This window comes from Nocardia cerradoensis NBRC 101014, from assembly GCF_000308535.1.
GTDB classification, from domain to species: Bacteria; Actinomycetota; Actinomycetes; order Mycobacteriales; family Mycobacteriaceae; genus Nocardia; species Nocardia cerradoensis.
Genome location: NZ_BAFW01000245.1, coordinates 13,667 through 30,992 on the forward strand (window position 1 = coordinate 13,667; position 17,326 = coordinate 30,992).

At 68.1% G+C, this 17,326-nt stretch carries 16 protein-coding genes and 1 tRNA gene; 10 read left to right on the forward strand and 7 right to left on the reverse strand.

From position 1 onward, the window contains the following. The first annotated feature begins 25 nt into the window (after nt 1-25). From ON23_RS25775 to thiC, 4 genes are all read left to right on the forward strand, one after another. Complete coding sequence (locus ON23_RS25775) at nt 26-1,234, forward strand: homogentisate 1,2-dioxygenase (protein WP_039781353.1); 1,209 nt, start codon at nt 26-28, stop codon at nt 1,232-1,234. 14 nt (nt 1,235-1,248) lie between these two features. Further along, entirely contained in the window at nt 1,249-2,412 is a 1,164-nt protein-coding gene (gene fahA / locus ON23_RS25780) for a fumarylacetoacetase (protein WP_210743961.1), read from the forward strand. An 85-nt stretch (nt 2,413-2,497) separates the two neighbouring features. Then, entirely contained in the window at nt 2,498-4,291 is a 1,794-nt protein-coding gene (locus ON23_RS25785) for an AMP-dependent synthetase/ligase (protein WP_039781354.1), read from the forward strand. A gap of 181 nt (nt 4,292-4,472) precedes the next feature. Beyond that, complete coding sequence (gene thiC, locus ON23_RS25790; protein ID WP_039781355.1) at nt 4,473-6,104, forward strand: phosphomethylpyrimidine synthase ThiC; 1,632 nt, start codon at nt 4,473-4,475, stop codon at nt 6,102-6,104. A 115-nt stretch (nt 6,105-6,219) separates the two neighbouring features. On the opposite strand, the gene ON23_RS25795 is transcribed toward thiC, so the two are convergent. Next, on the reverse strand, nt 6,220-6,861 hold the full coding sequence (locus ON23_RS25795; RefSeq protein ID WP_039781356.1) for a TetR/AcrR family transcriptional regulator C-terminal domain-containing protein: 642 nt from the start codon (nt 6,859-6,861) through the stop codon (nt 6,220-6,222). An 87-nt stretch (nt 6,862-6,948) separates the two neighbouring features. Here ON23_RS25795 and ON23_RS25800 point away from each other — a divergent pair, with 87 nt between their 5' ends. Continuing rightward, nucleotides 6,949-8,427 carry an FAD-dependent monooxygenase gene (locus ON23_RS25800; RefSeq protein ID WP_039781358.1) on the forward strand — a complete coding sequence of 493 codons (1,479 nt, stop codon included), beginning with the start codon at nt 6,949-6,951 and terminating at the stop codon, nt 8,425-8,427. 50 nt (nt 8,428-8,477) lie between these two features. Here the strand turns inward: ON23_RS25800 and ON23_RS25805 are convergent, their stop codons facing one another. Continuing rightward, entirely contained in the window at nt 8,478-9,125 is a 648-nt protein-coding gene (locus tag ON23_RS25805) for a TetR/AcrR family transcriptional regulator (RefSeq protein WP_039781360.1), read from the reverse strand. Nucleotides 9,126-9,211: 86 nt separating this feature from the next. Between ON23_RS25805 and ON23_RS25810 the strand changes: the two genes are divergently transcribed. Beyond that, nucleotides 9,212-10,345, forward strand: coding sequence for an epoxide hydrolase family protein (locus ON23_RS25810; RefSeq protein ID WP_039781362.1), 1,134 nt, complete (start codon nt 9,212-9,214; stop codon nt 10,343-10,345). Nucleotides 10,346-10,392: 47 nt separating this feature from the next. On the opposite strand, the gene ON23_RS38570 is transcribed toward ON23_RS25810, so the two are convergent. Next, a complete protein-coding gene (locus tag ON23_RS38570) occupies nt 10,393-10,530 on the reverse strand; it encodes a hypothetical protein (RefSeq protein WP_086006982.1) in 138 nt (45 codons plus the stop codon). Between the two features lie 146 nt (nt 10,531-10,676). On the opposite strand from ON23_RS38570, the gene thiD reads away from it, so the two are divergent. The 4 genes from thiD (at nt 10,677) to ON23_RS25830 (ending at nt 15,381) form a co-directional block, all read left to right on the forward strand. After that, a complete protein-coding gene (gene thiD, locus ON23_RS25815) occupies nt 10,677-11,522 on the forward strand; it encodes a bifunctional hydroxymethylpyrimidine kinase/phosphomethylpyrimidine kinase (protein ID WP_039781364.1) in 846 nt (281 codons plus the stop codon). A 61-nt stretch (nt 11,523-11,583) separates the two neighbouring features. After that, nucleotides 11,584-12,081, forward strand: a complete 498-nt coding sequence (locus ON23_RS25820) for a nitroreductase/quinone reductase family protein (RefSeq protein ID WP_039781365.1) — start codon at nt 11,584-11,586, stop codon at nt 12,079-12,081. 88 nt (nt 12,082-12,169) lie between these two features. Then, nucleotides 12,170-13,426 (forward strand): bifunctional glycosyltransferase family 2/GtrA family protein, encoded by a 1,257-nt coding sequence (locus tag ON23_RS25825; RefSeq protein ID WP_223273321.1) that lies wholly within the window; start codon nt 12,170-12,172, stop codon nt 13,424-13,426. After that, nucleotides 13,423-15,381 carry a glycosyltransferase family 39 protein gene (locus tag ON23_RS25830; RefSeq protein ID WP_039781366.1) on the forward strand — a complete coding sequence of 653 codons (1,959 nt, stop codon included), beginning with the start codon at nt 13,423-13,425 and terminating at the stop codon, nt 15,379-15,381. The genes ON23_RS25825 and ON23_RS25830 overlap by 4 nt, the downstream gene beginning before the upstream one ends. Before the next feature lie 70 nt (nt 15,382-15,451). Here the strand turns inward: ON23_RS25830 and ON23_RS25835 are convergent. From ON23_RS25835 to ON23_RS25845, 4 genes are all read right to left on the reverse strand, one after another. Beyond that, a tRNA-Glu gene (locus tag ON23_RS25835) sits at nt 15,452-15,524 on the reverse strand. A gap of 84 nt (nt 15,525-15,608) precedes the next feature. Beyond that, a complete protein-coding gene (locus tag ON23_RS38575) occupies nt 15,609-15,746 on the reverse strand; it encodes a hypothetical protein (protein WP_157104452.1) in 138 nt (45 codons plus the stop codon). 101 nt (nt 15,747-15,847) lie between these two features. Then, nucleotides 15,848-16,462, reverse strand: a complete 615-nt coding sequence (locus tag ON23_RS25840) for a TetR/AcrR family transcriptional regulator (RefSeq protein ID WP_036506355.1) — start codon at nt 16,460-16,462, stop codon at nt 15,848-15,850. A 7-nt stretch (nt 16,463-16,469) separates the two neighbouring features. Then, complete coding sequence (locus tag ON23_RS25845) at nt 16,470-17,282, reverse strand: enoyl-CoA hydratase family protein (RefSeq protein ID WP_051043343.1); 813 nt, start codon at nt 17,280-17,282, stop codon at nt 16,470-16,472. Nucleotides 17,283-17,326: the final 44 nt, after the last annotated feature.

Consider the following 17,326-nt stretch of genomic DNA (forward strand, 5'->3'; position numbering starts at 1 on the left):
ACCAGCGACCCGGCGGGAGAGCGGTATGGCGTTCTATCGGCAACTGGGTTCCCTACCGCCGAAGCGGCACACCCAGCATCGTGACGACCGGGGGCGGCTGCTCTACGAGGAGCTGATGGGCGAGGAAGGCTTCACCGGCGACTCGTCGCTGCTGTACCACCGCGGCCTGCCGCCGGCGATCGTCGATTCCTCCGCGTGGCGGCCGCCGAATTCGCGGACCGTGCCGAACCATCCGCTGCGGCACCGGCACCTGCGGCTGCACGACCTGTTCCCCGAGTCCGTGCTCGCGCGGACCGACGTCGTGACCGGCCGCCGCCTGATCCTCGGCAACGACGACGTGCGCATCTCCTATGTGGCGGCGATGCGCGAATCCCCGTTGTACCGCAACGCGATCGGTGACGAACTCGTCTACGTCGAAGCCGGTTCGGGTGTGGTGGACACCGTTTTCGGGCGGCTGCCGGTGCGCGCCGGCGATCATGTCCTGCTGCCGCGGGCGACCACGCATCGCTGGCGGCCGGACGGACCGGAACCGCTGCGCGGCTATATCGTCGAGGCGACCGGGCATATCACCGCACCGAAACGCTATCTGTCCGCATTCGGCCAGTTCCTGGAGAATTCGCCGTACTGCGAGCGGGATCTGCACGGTCCGGCCGAACCGCTGCAGGAATCCGGGACCGAGGTCGAGGTTCTGGTGAAACATCGGCCCGGCGCCGAAATACTCGGCACCCGAATGGTTTACGCCGATCATCCGTTCGACGTGGTGGGCTGGGACGGCTGCCTGTACCCGTATCGGTTCAATATCGCCGATTTCGAGCCGATCACCGGCCGCATTCATCAGCCGCCCCCGGTGCATCAGGCCTTCGCGGGTACGAACTTCGTGATCTGCGACTTCGTACCGCGCAAGGTCGACTATCACCCGCTGTCGATTCCGGTGCCCTACTACCACTCCAACGTCGACTCCGACGAGATCCTGTTCTACTGCGGCGGAAACTACGAAGCCCGCCGCGGTTCCGGTATCGGACCGGGTTCGGTCTCGGTGCATCCGGGCGGATACGCACACGGCCCGCAGCCGGGCGCCTACGAACGCAGCATCGGCGTGGAATTCTTCGACGAATTGGCGGTGATGGTCGACACCTTCCGCCCGCTGGGCCTCGGTGAGGGCGCGCTGGCCTGCGAGGATCCGGACTATGCGTGGACCTGGTCGGGGCACGGGCCGAGTTCGGGGCGGGCGTGACCGCGACGGTGCGGCTGAACATCGCCGACGACGACCCGTTCGGGCCGGACAACCTGCCCTACGGGGTGTTCGCACCGCCCGGCGGTCCGTTCCGCGCCGGCATCCGGTTCGGCGCGCAGGTACTGGATATCGCTGCGCTGCTGGATGATTCGATCTTCGCGCGACCGACGCTGAACGGCTTCCTCGCGCAGGGCCCGGCCCGCTGGCACACCGTGCGCGAACGATTACGGGACGCCGTGCGCGCTCCGCTGCCCGCGGCCGCGATCCATCCACTGGAGTCGGTGCGGCTGAAGCTGCCGATATCCATCGGCGACTACGTGGACTTCTACGCCAGTATCGACCACGCCACCCGGCTGGGCGGCTTCCTGCGGCCGAACGGCGAACCGCTGCTCCCGAATTGGCGTCATCTGCCGGTCGGCTATCACGGGCGGGCGGGCAGCGTGGTGGTCTCGGGTACGCCGGTGCGACGCCCGTGCGGGCAGCGCCGGACCGCCTCGGGCGCACCGGAATTCGCGCCCTCCACGCGGCTGGACATCGAGGCGGAACTCGGCTTCGTCGTCGGCGTCGGTTCCGAGATCGGCACCTCGATCGCGGTGGACGACTTCGCCGGCCACGTCTTCGGCGTGGCGCTGGTCGACGACTGGTCGGCCCGCGACATCCAGGCGTGGGAGGGACAGCCGCTCGGCCCGTTTCTCGGCAAATCGTTCGCCACCTCGCTGGCGGCGTGGATCACTCCGCTCGCCGCGCTGGAATCCGCCCGGATCGCGGTGCCGGAACAAAGACCCGAACCGCTTTCCTATCTCCGGGGACACCAGGATTGGGGATTCGACATCGACGTGCGGGTGCACTGGAACGGCGTCCCGGTCAGCGCGCCACCCTATCGCGCGATGTACTGGTCGGCGGCGCAGATGCTGGCCCATCTGACCGTCAACGGCGCCGGCACCCGGCCCGGAGATCTGTTCGCCTCCGGCACGATCTCGGGACCCCGGCAGGACCAGAGCGGATCGTTCATCGAACTCTCCGGCAACGGCGCCCACCCGGTCGACGTCGGCGGCTGCGAGCGAACCTTCCTCGCCGACGGGGATACGGTCCTGCTCACCGCGACGGCCCCTGGCCCCGGCGGCGCCCGCATCGCTCTCGGAGAAGTCGGCGGCCGTATTCTTCCCGCGAACCGGTGATCGTAGAATGTGATCTACAACACAATGCGTGCGATCTCATCCAGCCAGGCCAAGCCAACGGCAGCGCGGCCCACCAGGAGCAGTTATGCACGAATTCAGCCTGCCGGCTCTCTACGACGTTCCGGCCGAGGCCTCTCTCGGAGACCTCGTGTACCGCAATGCCGAACTCCATCCCGACCTCGGGGTGATCGGCCTGAAACGCGACGGCCGGTGGCACGACATGACCGCCGCGCAATTCCTCGCCGAGGTGCGAGCGACCGCCCGAGGACTGATCGCCGAAGGTGTCGGCCCCGGCGATCGGGTAGCGATCATGTCCAGTACCCGCTACGAGTGGACACTGTTCGATTTCGCGGTCTGGTGCGCGGGCGCGGTCAGCGTTCCGATCTATCCGACATCCTCCGCGGAACAGGTGCAGTGGATCCTCTCCGATTCCGGCGCCGTCGCCATGGTCACCGAAACGAACGTGCATACGGCGGTCGTGAACAAGGTCCACGAACAGGTGCCCGATCTCGCCCACATCTGGGAGATCGAGGCGGGCGCGGTCGACGTTCTCACTCGGGCCGGAACCGAGATCGACGACGCCGAACCGGACCGGCGCCGGTCCGCTGTCGGCCCGGATTCACTCGCCACCATCGTCTACACCTCCGGCACCACGGGCCGGCCGAAGGGCTGCGGGCTGACCCATGGCAATCTGCTCGCCGAACTGGGCAACACGACCGCTCGGCTGCCGCAGCTGTTCCGCACCGGCGAGTCGTCGATCCTGCTGTTCCTGCCGCTGGCTCACGTGCTCGGCCGGATCGCGGAGATCGCCGCCACGCTCGTTCCGATCAAGATCGGCTACGTGGCCGATGTCAAGGATGTCACCGCCGAACTGGGCACTTTCCGGCCGACGCTGATCCTCGGCGTGCCCAGAGTCTTCGAAAAGGTCTACAACGGTGCTCGCAGCCAGGCCCAATTGACCCACCGCGGCAGGATTTTCGAAGTCGCCGCCGCGACGGCGATCTCCTACAGCCGCGCGCTCGACCGGGGCCACGTCCCGTGGCATCTGCGCGTGCGACACGCGCTGTTCGACCGCCTGCTCTACAGCAAGTTGCGTGCCGCCCTCGGCGGCCGGGCCACGCACGCCCTGTCCGGCGGGGCTCCGCTCGGCGCACGGCTGGGGCACTTCTTCCGCGGGGTCGGCTTCACGGTGCTGGAGGGCTACGGCCTGACCGAAACCTCTGGAGCCATCACCTTCAACCCGGACGACCAGCCCAAGATCGGAACCGTCGGCCAGCCGGCGCCGGGCTGCGCGGTGCGCATCGACGACGACGGAGAGATCCTGCTCCGCGGACCCAGCGTGTTCACCGGCTACTGGCACAATCCCGCCGCGACCGAGGCCACCTTCCGCGACGGCTGGTTCGCCACCGGCGATGTCGGCTCGCTCGATGCGGAGGGCTACCTCACGATCACCGGCCGTAAGAAGGAGCTCATCGTGACCGCGGGGGGCAAGAACGTCGCGCCCGCGGTGCTCGAGGATCGCATCCGATCCCACGCCATCATCGGCGAGGCCATGGTCGTGGGCGACGGCAAGCCGTTCGTCAGTTGTCTGGTGACCATCGACACCGAGCACCTCCCGACCTGGAAGCAGTTGCACGGCAAGCCCGCCGAGGCCACGCTCACCGATCTCTACTCCGACCCCGACCTGCTGAGCTCTGTCCAGGACGCGATCGACGAAGGAAACCGGGCCGTCTCACAGGCCGAAGCCGTCCGCAAGTTCCGGCTCCTGCGGATCGAATTCAGCGAGGCCAACGGCTACATCACGCCGTCGCTGAAGCTCAAGCGCAATCTGGTCCTCCGCGATTTCGCCGACGAGATCGAAGAGCTGTACAAGTCCTAGTACAAGACCCGGCCGAGTGACGCGCCCCACGGTCGCGCGGTACCCTCGGCCGGGTACCACATCGTGCCAACGGGGGCTCGCACCAGCGGGCTGAGAGGACGGCTAGCCCATTCGGGCGGTTCAGGGCCGTCGACCGTACGAACCTGACCGGGTAATGCCGGCGTAGGGAGGATTGAGCTACATGTCGTCGAACCATGTCACCACCGGCCCCATTGCGGGCAGCGCAAAGCACTACGAGCAGATCGACGCCGACGGGACGACCCTGCGCATCCCGGTCCGCCGGATCAACCTGACCAACGGCGAACACTTCGACGTCTACGACACCTCCGGCCCGTACACCGACGATTCGGCCACGATCGACCTGGAGGCCGGACTGCCGAAGCTCCGCGCCGGCTGGACCCGGCCGGACGTGCCGGGGCCACGTACTCAGCTGGCCTGGGCCAGAGCCGGGGCGATCACTGCCGAGATGCGGTATATCGCTGCGCGCGAAGGTGTTTCGCCGGAATTGGTGCGCGACGAGGTGGCCGCCGGCCGGGCCGTGATCCCCGCCAACCACAACCACCCCGAATGCGAGCCGATGATCATCGGCAAGAAGTTCGCGGTGAAGATCAACGCCAATATCGGCAACTCCGCGGTCACCTCCTCGATCGCCGAAGAGGTGGAGAAGATGGTGTGGGCCACCCGCTGGGGCGCCGACACCATCATGGACCTGTCCACCGGTAAGAACATCCACGAGACCCGCGAGTGGATCCTGCGGAATTCGCCGGTACCGGTCGGCACCGTGCCGATCTACCAGGCGCTGGAGAAGGTGAACGGCGATCCGACCCAGCTGACCTGGGAAATCTACCGCGACACCGTGATCGAGCAGGCCGAGCAGGGCGTGGACTACATGACCGTGCACGCCGGGGTGCTGCTGCGCTACGTCCCGCTGACCGCCAAGCGCGTCACCGGCATCGTCTCGCGCGGCGGTTCGATCATGGCGGCATGGTGTCTGGCCCACCACCAGGAATCGTTCCTGTACACCAACTTCGCGGAACTGTGCGAGATCCTGGCGAAATACGACATCACCTTCTCCCTCGGTGACGGGTTGCGGCCCGGTTCGATCGCGGATGCCAACGACGAGGCGCAGTTCGCCGAACTGCGCACACTCGGCGAGCTGACCAAGATCGCGAAATCCCATGGCGTGCAGGTGATGATCGAGGGCCCGGGGCACGTCCCGATGCACAAGATCGTGGAGAACGTGCGGCTCGAGGAGGAGCTGTGCGAGGAGGCGCCGTTCTACACGCTGGGCCCGCTCGCCACCGATATCGCACCGGCCTACGACCACATCACCTCGGCGATCGGCGCGGCGATCATCGCGCAGGCCGGCACCGCGATGCTCTGCTACGTCACCCCGAAGGAACATCTGGGGCTGCCCAATCGCGACGATGTGAAGACCGGCGTCATCACCTACAAGATCGCCGCGCATTCGGCCGATCTCGCCAAGGGGCATCCGCGGGCGCAGGAACGCGACGACGCATTGTCCAAGGCGCGCTTCGAATTCCGCTGGCACGACCAGTTCGCGCTGTCGCTGGATCCCGACACCGCGCGGGAGTACCACGACGAAACGCTGCCCGCCGAACCCGCCAAGACGGCCCACTTCTGCTCGATGTGCGGCCCGAAGTTCTGCTCCATGCGCATCTCCGCCGATGTACGCGAGTACGCGGAGAAGCAGGGGCTCACCGACGTGGAGGCCATCGAGGCCGGTATGGCCGAGAAGTCGGCCGAATTCGCCGAGGCCGGCGGAAAGGTCTACCTGCCGGTCGTGTCGTGACAGCGAAAGCTGTTGTGCCGTAACGGCGCTGCCGTTGCGCTGCGCGCGCCGACGCCGCCCGCCGCCAGGGTGCGCGTCGGCGCCGCAGATGTGCCGCCGGCCCGCGGATGTCAGCTCATCGCTCGATGTTCGCGAGCGTCCGGATACCGGTGAGAATCACGCGAACGCCGTGGTCGAATTCGTCGTTCGGATCTACGGCGGACAACTTCGTGACCAGATTCGCCGTGCGCGGATAACGATCGGGGTCGACCGCCCGGTCGATATGCGCATAGGGGTTGTCGGCGCCGTAATCCGCACCGGTGCGCGCCTGCTCCTCGATCACGAATCCGACCGTGTAGTGCAGGACGATCGGGAAGACCCACCCGGCCTCGTCGGCGGAGAACCCCGCGTCCTCCAGCGTGCGTAGGGTCAATTCCATGGTGCGCCACATGGATTCATCGCTGACGTAGGTACCGGCGAGCAGTCTGCCACCGTCGCGGTGCCGCAGCATCGAACTGCGCAGGCGCCCGGCCAGTTCGGCGATCCAGTCCTGCCAGGTCTCGCCCCGGCGCGGCCCCTCCACGCGGTCGACCGCGGCGGCGAAGACCGCGCGCGCCATCACATCGAGCAGTTCCTGCTTGTTCTTGACATGCCAGTAGAGCGCCGGCGCCTGCACATCGAGCGCCGACGCCACCTTGCGCATGGTCAGTCCGTCGAGCCCGGTCTCGTCCAGCAGCTCCAGCGCGGCCGCGCCGATGGCGTTGGCGTCGAGTTTCATCGCACCTCCAGTCTGTTGCTTGACAGCTTAACAACGTTCTGGTGTCCTTAACAGCGTTAAGGGTTTAACAATGTTAAGGAGCCGGTCGTGGACACAACGGATGTAGTCGTCGCAGGTGGCGGACCTACCGGATTGATGCTCGCGTACGAATTGCGGCTGGCCGGGGTCGCGGTGGAGGTCCTGGACGCGCTGCCGGCGCGCACCGGTGAATCCCGCGCCGGAGGTATCCACGCGCACACCATGGAGATCCTCGATCAGCGCGGTCTGCTCGACGACCTGCTGCGACAGGGGCGCACACTGCCCCGGGGCCACTTCGGCGGACTCCCGCTCGAGTTCGGCGATTTCCATACCCGCTTCCCCTACACCCTGGCCGTATTGCAGTCGGTGATCGAGGGCGAATTGGACCGCCACGCGACGGCGGCCGGCGCGCCCGTGCAGTGGGATTCGCCCGTCAACGGATTCCGCCAAGACGATTCCGGGGTGGAGGTCGAGGTCGGCGGAAGCCGTCCGCGCCGGATCCGCGCCGCCTACCTGGCCGGCTGCGACGGCGGGCGCAGTGCGGTGCGCAAGCTCGCGGGCATCGGCTTCGACGGCACGGACGCGACGGTGACGGGCATGATCGCCGACGTCGAACTCGCCACTCCCCCCGCCGAGCTGTTCTTCGGCGCCCGCGGCGCGACCGGCGACTATTCGGTGATCCAGTTCGAGCCCGGGTGGTACCGGTTGATCGCCCAGTGCCACGACCGGGTGCGCGAACGTGGCACTGCGTTGACCTTCGACGAATTCCGCGACGCGTTCACCGAACTCGCGGGCACCGATTTCGGCATGCACCGCCCACGGTGGGTCACCCACTACGGCGATGCCGCCCGGCAGGCCGATCGCTACCGGGTCGGCCGAGTGTTCCTGGCGGGCGACGCCGCGCACATCCATTTCCCGGCCGGTGGCCAGGGCCAGAATCTGGGGCTGCAGGATGCGGTCAATCTGGGCTGGAAGATCGCGGCCGTGCTGCGCGGCAACGCCTCCGACGCACTGCTGGACACCTACGAATCCGAACGCCATCCGATCGCCGCGCGTGTACTGCGGAATACGCGCGCCCAGACGGCGCTGTCGCGGCCCGGTGCGCACGTGGACGCGTTGCGCGACAGCATGTCCGACCTTTTCGAGATCGATGAGGTACGCCACCGCCTCGGGCTCATGATCACCGCACTGGACATCCGCTACGACTGCGGGGACGAGCACCCACTGTGCGGCCGGCGCGTGCCGGACGTCGATATCGCGACCGCCGACGGGCCCACCCGCGTGCACGAGCTGCTGCGTTCCGGACGCCCGATTCTGTTGGTACGCAATGCCGCCGAAGTTCCCGATATCAGCGCATGGAAGGATCGCGTCGAGATCGTGTGCGCCACGGATCCGGCCACCGAATGGATCGTCCCCGGATTCGGTTCCGTTCCGGCGCCCGTGTACACCCTCATCCGACCGGACGGGTATATCGCTTGGGCCGCAAGCACTTCCACCACCGAGGGGCTGAGCGCGGCACTCGGCAGGTGGGTCGGCGCCGACCGGTGATCTCGGCGGCTACCCACGCCGCTCCATCGGCGCCCACCGTGGCGTCGCCGCTACTTCCGGGGCTGCCAGCGGGCGACGAAATCGTCGGGTTGCGGTGCGGGACCGGGGAGTTCGCCGGGGGTGCGCAGTCCGTCGAGCAGCAGCGCGAGTATGCGGTGGCGTAACTGTGCGGTTCGAGAGGCGTCGGGGAGGATGATCGCGGCGCAGGCCTCCAGGACCAGGCTGAGATCGGCGATCGTCACTCCGTCGCGGACGGCGCCGGAAACCCGCGCCCGGCGCAGTATTTCCTCGTTCAGCTCCGCGGAGCGTCGCACCTGAGGCGCGAACGATTCGTCCGGAGTGAACGTGCCGGCCAATCGCACGGTCAGCGAATGCACATCGGCGTCGACCACCCGGCGCAGGAATTCGGCGAGCACGTCGGCGTCGGACGCCGACTCGAGCGCGGCCTCGGCCTCGGCGTTGTAGCGGCACAACCCCTGGTAGCAGAGCGTGCGCAGCAGCGCCTCCTTACTCGGATAGCGGCGATACAGCGCGCTGATCCCCACCCCGGCACGTTCGGCGACGGCCGCGATCGGGGCGGTCGCATCGGCGAGGAAGACCGCGCGCGCGGCGTCGAGAATGATTCCGTCGTTGCGCGCGGCCTGCGCCTTGCGGCCGGGAAGCGCCTGGTGAGCTGGGGCGTCGGCTGGTTTCGGCATGGTTTCAGCCTAGCACTTGAAACGGAATGATCCGTTCTGATATAGTTCTATCAGAACGAAACATTCCGTTCCAATAGGAGACGATCATGACCATCCGCCCGTTCCACATCGACATCCCGCAGGACCGCCTCGACGACCTCGCCGATCGGCTGCGCCAGGCGCTGTGGCCGGACGAGCTGCCCGGCGTCGGCGACGCCTACGGCGTGCCGGGCGATCGGGTGCGCGCGCTGGCGAAGTACTGGTTGAACGACTTCGATTGGCGCGCAACGGAAGCGCGGTTGAATGCGCATCCGCAGTTCTGCACGGAGATCGACGGCGAGGATATTCACTTCCTGCACGTCCGCTCGTCGCGGCCGGATGCGCTGCCGGTGATCCTCACCCACGGCTGGCCCGGTTCGGTGCTGGAGTACCTGGACGTGATCGAGGCGCTGACCGAACCGGAATCCCCCGACCACCCGGCCTTCCACGTGGTCCTGCCGTCGCTGCCGGGCTTCGGCTTCTCCGGCCCGACCCGCAGCACCGGCTGGGACACCCAGCGCACCGCCCGCGCGTGGGTGGAGTTGATGGATCGGCTCGGTTACCAGCGCTTCGGCGCGATCGGCAACGACGGCGGGTCGATGATCTCCCCGGAGATCGGCCGGCTGGCCGGCGATCGTGTGGTGGGCGTCCACGTGACGCAGTTGTTCTCCTTCCCCTCCGGCGACCCCGCCGAATTCGACGGACTGTCCGAAGAGGATCTGGGGGCGCTCGCGCACCTGCAGTGGTTCCAGGACAACAAGATGGCGTTCAACATCCTGTGCAGCCAGCAGCCGCAGACGCTGGCCTACGCGCTGAGCGACTCGCCGCTCGGGCTGTTGGGCTGGAACGCACAGCTTTTCGGCGAAGGTCTCGATCCGGAATTCGTGATCGGCAATATCGCGCTGTACTGGCTCACCGGCACCGCGGCCTCGTCGATCCGGTTCTACTACGAGAACGCCCACGCCACCGAGCGTCCGTCCGGACCGACCACCACCCCGACCGCACTGGCCATGTTCGCCGGGGATTTCCGGTCGATCCGCCGGTTCGCCGAGCGCGACCACGAGAACATCGTCAGCTGGAATTCCTACGACGTGGGATCGGTGACCGGCGGGCCCAACGACGCGGCCGGACACTACGCCGCGCACGAGGCGCCGGAGGTCCTGGTCGGCGACATCCGGACGTTCTTCGCCCGGGTCCGGTGAATCCCCCGGCGGCTGAGCAGTCGCGCCGACTGCTCAGCCGGGGCGCGTTACCGCTGCTTCTTCCCGTCGACCGTGGTCTCCACACCCGATGGGGTAACGCCCTTGGCCTTCTTCTCCGCTCGCTTCTCCTTCAGCGACTTGCCGGATTTCTTGGACATGGTGCTGCGTGGAGATTTATCGGACATGAGGGTCCTTTGTTCGGCAGGATCCGAATGATCCTGTTGGCCCGACCGTACGCGCCCGCCCTCCCGCATCGGCGTAATGCGCCGTCAGCACGGCCGCGTGGACGCCACACTGCGGTCGCGTGCCGGCGCGTCGTAGGGTCTGTCTCGTGAAACTGCTGCCGTTGCCGGAACCGGGTACTACGCCGGTCCGGGTGCTGACGATCGCCGGAACCGACTCCGGAGGTGGCGCCGGAATTCAGGCCGATTCGCGGACCATGGCACTGCTCGGTGTTCATGCCTGCGTGGCGGTGGCCGCGGTGACGGTGCAGAACTCGGTCGGGGTCAGCGGTTTCCACGAGATTCCGCCGCAGACCGTCGCCGATCAGGTGCGGGTGGTGACCGGCGATATCGGGGTCGCGGCGGCCAAGACCGGCATGCTGGCCTCGACCGCGATCATCGAGGCCGTGGCCCGGGTCTGCGACGAGGTCGGCATCGGACGCGACGGCACAGTGCCGTTGGTGGTCGACCCGGTGGCGGCCTCCATGCACGGCGACCCCCTGCTGCACACGGAAGCCCTGGACGCGCTGCGCTCGGTCCTCATTCCGCGCGCCACGCTGGTGACCCCGAATCTGGACGAGGTGCGGCTGCTCACCGGCATCGCCGTCACCGACGACCGCAGCGCCCGCAAGGCCGCCGAGGCGCTGATCGCACTCGGCCCGCGCTGGGCCGTCGTCAAGGGCGGCCATCTGCGCTCCTCCGAATTCAGCACCGATCTGCTGTTCGACGGCGACCGCTTCCACGAGCTCACCGCACCCCGCATCACGACCGGTAACGATCACGGCGGCGGCGACACCCTGGCCGCCGCCTCCGCCTGCGCCCTGGCACACGGCTACCCGGTGCCCGAGGCGGTGGCCTTCGCCAAGGAATGGACCACGCGCTGCCTGGCGGCGTCCTACGATCTCGGCGCCGGGCACGGACCGGTGTCGCCGCTGTGGCGCTTACACGGAAGCTGAATCGGCACAACGGTTTTCCACAGCGGGCTGATCTGTCGGACCCCTCGGGCATACTGCCGGTATGAGCGAATCCGAGGCGGCCTCCCAGCGCGACATCAGCTCCTACGACGATCCGGACGCACCCTGGAATCAAGCCTTCAGCGAGGGCGATATCAAGGACTGGAACCGTCCGGTGATCGACGAGTTCCGGGCCAACGGGGGCAAGGTCGGCGGCTCCTACGAAGGCGCCACGCTGCTGTTGCTGACAACCACGGGCGCTCGCAGCGGCAAGCAGCACGTGGTGCCGCTGGGCGTGCTGTACCGCGGCGACACTCCATATCTGAGTTCGTTCATCGAGGACAAGTACCCGGCTTGGTACCACAACATCAAGGCGAATCCGCAGGTCACGGTCGAACTGGGTGGGCAGACCCGCGCCGCCCGCGGGCGCGCGCTCGAGGGCGCGGAATACGAGGAATTCGCCACGTGGGTGCTGGCGAACAACCCGCTGCTCGCCGATTTCCAGGCTCGGTCGCAACGCCCGGTTCCGCTGGTCGTACTGGAGCTCGGCGACCCGGTCTGACCTCGCGCGCCCTCCCAGGAAGCTCACAGGTCGGGCGCAGCGCTGCCCAAGGCTGATACCCGAAATTGGGACCATGACCGAGACAGCGATGGCGTTCCAGGCGGCCACCACCCCCGACTCGACGCGCACACCGGTGCTCGAGGTCGTGATCCCTGTGTACAACGAGGAGCGCGATCTCGCCGGATGTGTTCGCCGGCTGCACGCATTCCTGCGTGACGGTTTCCCGTTCTCGACCCGAATCACGGTGGCGGACAACGCATCCACCGACTCCACTCTCGCCGTGGCGCACGAACTGGCCGCGGAGCTGCCCGAGGTCGAGGTCGTCCACCTCGACCGCAAGGGCCGCGGACGCGCGCTGCGTGCGGTGTGGGAGGCCTCCGACGCACAGGTCGTCGCGTATATGGACGTCGACCTGTCCACCGACCTCAACGCCCTGCTGCCGCTGGTGGCCCCGCTGGTCTCCGGACATTCCGATCTGGCGATCGGCACCCGGCTGGCGAAATCCTCGCGCGTGGTGCGCGGCCCCAAGCGCGAGATCATCTCCCGCTGCTACAACCTGATCCTGCGGGCCTCGCTGCAGGCCCGGTTCTCCGACGCCCAGTGCGGATTCAAGGCGATGCGCACCGATGTCGCGCGCCGGATCCTGCCGCTGGTCCAGGACGGGGAATGGTTCTTCGACACCGAACTGCTGGTGATCGCCGAACGCGCCGGACTGCGCATCCACGAGGTTCCGGTGGACTGGATCGACGATCCGGACAGCCGCGTGGACATCATCGACACCGCCCGTAAGGATCTGCTCGGCGTGTGGCGGGTGGGCCGCGGGCTGGCCACCGGCGCCCTGCCGATCAACGAACTGCGCGCCGCCATCGGACGGGAACCGCTGGTGGACGGGGTGCCGCTGGGCATGGTCGGGCAGCTGGTGCGCTTCGGCATCATCGGCGTGCTCTCCACGCTGGCCTACATGCTGCTGTATGTGATGTTGCAGTCGGTGGTCGGCGCCCAACCCGCGAACTTCGCCGCCCTGCTGATCACCGCGGTCGCCAACACCGCGGCGAACCGCGCCTTCACCTTCGGCGTGCGTGGTTCGGGCAACGCGGTCTCCCACCACTTCCAGGGCTTGCTGATCTTCGCCTTCGCCTGGCTGCTGACCAGTGGTTCGCTGTTCGCGCTGCACCGGTGGGCCCCGGACGCGTCCGTGCACGTGGAACTGCTGGTGCTGGTGGTCGCGAATCTGGTGGCGACGCTGACCCGATTCGTGGGACTGCGCTGGGTCTTTCGCAACGCGGTCGCCGGCAGCGCCGTCGAGGACATCGCGACGGCACCGGCGCCGACGGAAACGCGGTGACCACCACCCTCCTCCGGCCGATGTCTCCGACCGCATCGGCCGCATCACCGGACGCCGACCGGCACCGGTGGGAGCGGCCGGCGCTGACCGTCCTCCTGCTCACGACAACCATCGCCTACCTGTGCAATCTGAGTGCCAACGGGTGGGCGAACGCCTTCTACGCGGCTGCGGCACAGGCAGGTTCGGTGTCGTGGAAGGCGTTTCTCTTCGGTTCCTCGGATGCCGCGAACGCGATCACCGTGGACAAGACCCCGGCCGCCCTGTGGCCGATGGATCTGGCGGTACGGGCGTTCGGGCTGTCCAGTTGGAGCCTGCTGGTGCCGCAGGTGCTGATGGGCGTGGGCGCGGTCGCGTTGCTGTGGGCGACCGTGCGCCGGCCGTTCGGGCCGGTGGCCGGACTGCTCGCGGGCACGGTGCTGGCCGTGACACCGGTGGCGGCCCTGATGTTCCGGTTCGACAATCCGGACGCCCTGCTGGTCCTGCTGATGGTGGCGGCATGCTGGGCGATGACGCGCGCACTCGAGAACGGGCGGCTGCGGTGGCTCATCCTGTGCGGCGCCTTCGCCGGATTCGGCTTCCTGGCGAAGCAATTGCAGGTGCTGCTGGTGGTGCCCGCGCTCGCGACCACCTACCTGATCGCCGGCCCGCCGCGCCTGGGCAAGCGAATCGCGCAACTGGGCGCCGCGGCGGCGGCCATGGTCGCCGCCGCCGGCTGGTGGATTCTGCTCGCCGAAGTGTGGCCGGCAGATTCTCGGCCGTATTTCGGTGGCTCCCAGCATAATTCGGTACTGGAACTGACCTTCGGATACAACGGACTGGGCCGGCTCAACGGAGAAGAGGTCGGCAGCCTCGGGCCGCCCGGCGGCGGATTCCGGGGCGAAAGCGGGATGACCCGGTTGTTCCAGCCGGCCCAGGGCGGACAGATCGCCTGGCTGCTCCCGGCCGCGCTGATCCTGCTCGTCGCGGCAATAGTGCTGCGCGGCAGGGCATCCCGCACCGATCCCCAGCGCGCCGCGCTCGTGCTGTGGGGCGGCTGGCTGGTGGTGACCGCCCTGGTGTTCAGCTTCATGCGGGGCATCTTCCACCAGTACTACACGGTGGCGCTGGCCCCGGCGATCGCGGCACTCGTCGGTGCGGGCATCGCGATGCTGTGGCGGCATCGGGAACGGACCCGGGTCCGCGTAGTCGCCACGGTGACGATGGCGACGACGACCGCCACGGCGTGGATGTTGTTGTCGCGCAATCTCGAATTCGTGCCGTGGCTGCGCTGGCTGGTGCTCGTCGGCGGAACCGTGGTCACCGTCGCACTGCTGTTTCCGGCGCCGCGGCGGATCGCTGTCGCGCTGGCGATCGCCGCGGGCGTGGCCGGTGTCGCGGGGCCGCTCGCCTATACCGTCGACACCCTCGCGACCGCGCATACCGGGCCGATTCCCAGCGCCGGGCCCAGGATGCCCATGCGTTTTCCCGCGGGTATGCGGATGCCGTGGGAGCAGAGTTCGGGCGCCGAAGGTTTCGGGCGGGCCGGTGACCACGGTGGCCGGGCGGGCGGTCTCGCGGCGGGCCCCTGGGGTCGCGACCACCCCGGCGGCAACGCGATGCAGGTCAGCACGCCGAGCGAGACGCTGACCGCCCTGCTGGACCGCGACGGCGAAGCCTACGAATGGGTCGCGGCGACCGTGAGCTCGAATCGGGCGGCCGGATATCAGCTCGCCACCCAATTGCCGGTGATGGCGATCGGCGGATTCAACGGCAGCGATCCCTCCCCGACCCTGGATCAGTTCCGCGACCACGTCGCGGCGCTCGACATCCACTACTTCGTCGACGGTGCGGATCGCGGGCCGGGCGGCGGTGCGGAGGATTCGACGGCCGTGCGGATCACCGCCTGGGTGCGTAACCACTTCACGGCACAGAACGTGGACGGGGTGACGATCTACGACCTGACCGCCCCGCGGTGAGCGTGCCGGCGACAGTTGCCCCCGGAAACGACGATGCCCGCCCTCGAAGAGGGCGGGCATGGCGTGGTTGTAGCCCCGACGGGATTTGAACCCGCGCTACCGCCTTGAGAGGGCGGCGTCCTAGGCCGCTAGACGACGGGGCCGAGAACTGCGCTCCGGCAACCGGAGCCCGGTCAGCTTATCGGTCCCGGGCGACGGCACCAAATCGGGTGCTCACCTTCGCGGTCTCAGAAAGGCCGCCCCTGGATGAGGCCGAAGATTCCGGCGATGAAGAACAGGGGGATGAACAGCGCGGTCGCCACCGGGTCGCCGTTGAGATATCCCTGCCGGATACCTTCCAGAGCTGCCGCAGAACCCGAATCCATGATCGATTTCCCCTCGCTCGATATCTGGTTGATGTGCCCGATCACGCTAACGCAGTCCAGCGCCCTTCCCCGCAGCGCTGTTCCCACCAGCGGGCGTGCTGTCAGTGCGGCGTGTGCAGTCCCATGTGCAGGGTCACCGCCCACTGGTGCACGATCTGCTTGCGGCGAACCGAGTCGTCGGTCAGGACGTCGGCCAGCCCCAGCCCGCGGGCCATGTCGAGCGTGGCCTGCACCAGGTGATGGGCGACCGGGTCGGAGTCGTCGACGCCGAGCGCCTCGACGGCCAGGCGATGGGAGACACGGCCGAAGTGCGCCTCGAGCGGCACGATGCGTTCGCGCAACACCGGATCCGCCGCGGCATGGGTCCACACCTGCAGCGCCGCCTTGAACAGCGGAGTCGTATAGGACTCGACCAGCTGCGCCACCACCGCCTCGGTGCGGCCGACACCCTGCGCCACCCCGGTCACGGCCGCCGCCTCGGCCTTGGACTGGGCCATCCGGGCGTCGAACATGTACTCGAGGGCGGCGGTGATCAGATCCTCGCGGGTGGGGAAATGATGCTGAGCCGCCCCGCGCGAGACCCCGGCCCGTTCGGCGACCACCGCGACAGTGGCCGCCGCCCAGCCCATATCGGCCAGACAGTCGATGGTGGCCTCGAGCAATCGCTGACGGGTGGCCCGGCTGCGGTCCTGCTTGGGTTCGTGCGATGCGGTCATGATCGGTTCATTCTGCCCAGCTGGGTGGGCGGCGCTGGAAGAAGGCTGTCATCCCCTCGATCACCTCGGGCGTGCCGAAGAAACTGCCGGAGCGTTTGGCCAGCTCATCGGCGGTGCGATCGAATTCGGCGACCAGGGACGCATTCACCAGCCGCTTACTTTCGGCCAGCCCCTGCGGAGACCCCTTGCGCAGTTCGCCGCACAGCCGGGCCACCTCGGCGGCGGCATCGTCGGCGGCCACGGTGATCAAACCGATGCGCTCGGCCTCGGCCGCGTCGAAGGTCTCGCCGGTCTGGTAGTAGCGGGCCGCGGCCCGGGAGGTCAGCCGCGGCAGCAGCGTGAGCGAGATCATGAACGGCGCCAGGCCCAGCCGCGCCTCGGTGAGCGCGAAACTGCTCGACGGTCCGGCGACCGCGATATCGCAGGCGCCGACGATGCCCATTCCGCCCGCGCGCACATTGCCGTCGATCTGCGCGAGCACCGGTTTGTGCAGTTCCACGATGCCGCGCAGCACGTCGATCATCCACCGGGTGCGGATGTCGGCGGCCGCGGCCGGATCGGCGTCGAGCGCTTCCTTGAGGTCCGCGCCGGCGCAGAACGTGTTACCGGTGTGGGTGAGGATCACCCCGCGGGCCTGCTCGTCGGCCCCGGCCTTCCGCAGTCCGTCGAGCAGTTCGCGAACCAGCTTCGAGGACAACGCATTCCGATTGTGCGGTGAATCCAGCGTGAGTACCGCGAAGCCGTCGCGCAGGTCGTACCGCACGAAAGGCGTTTCGGCACCCGTGGTTTCGGTGCCCGTGGTTTCGGTGGTTTCGCTCACGTGTGCATTCCTCCTCGTCCGGTTCGGTGGTGTCCGCCGGCCGG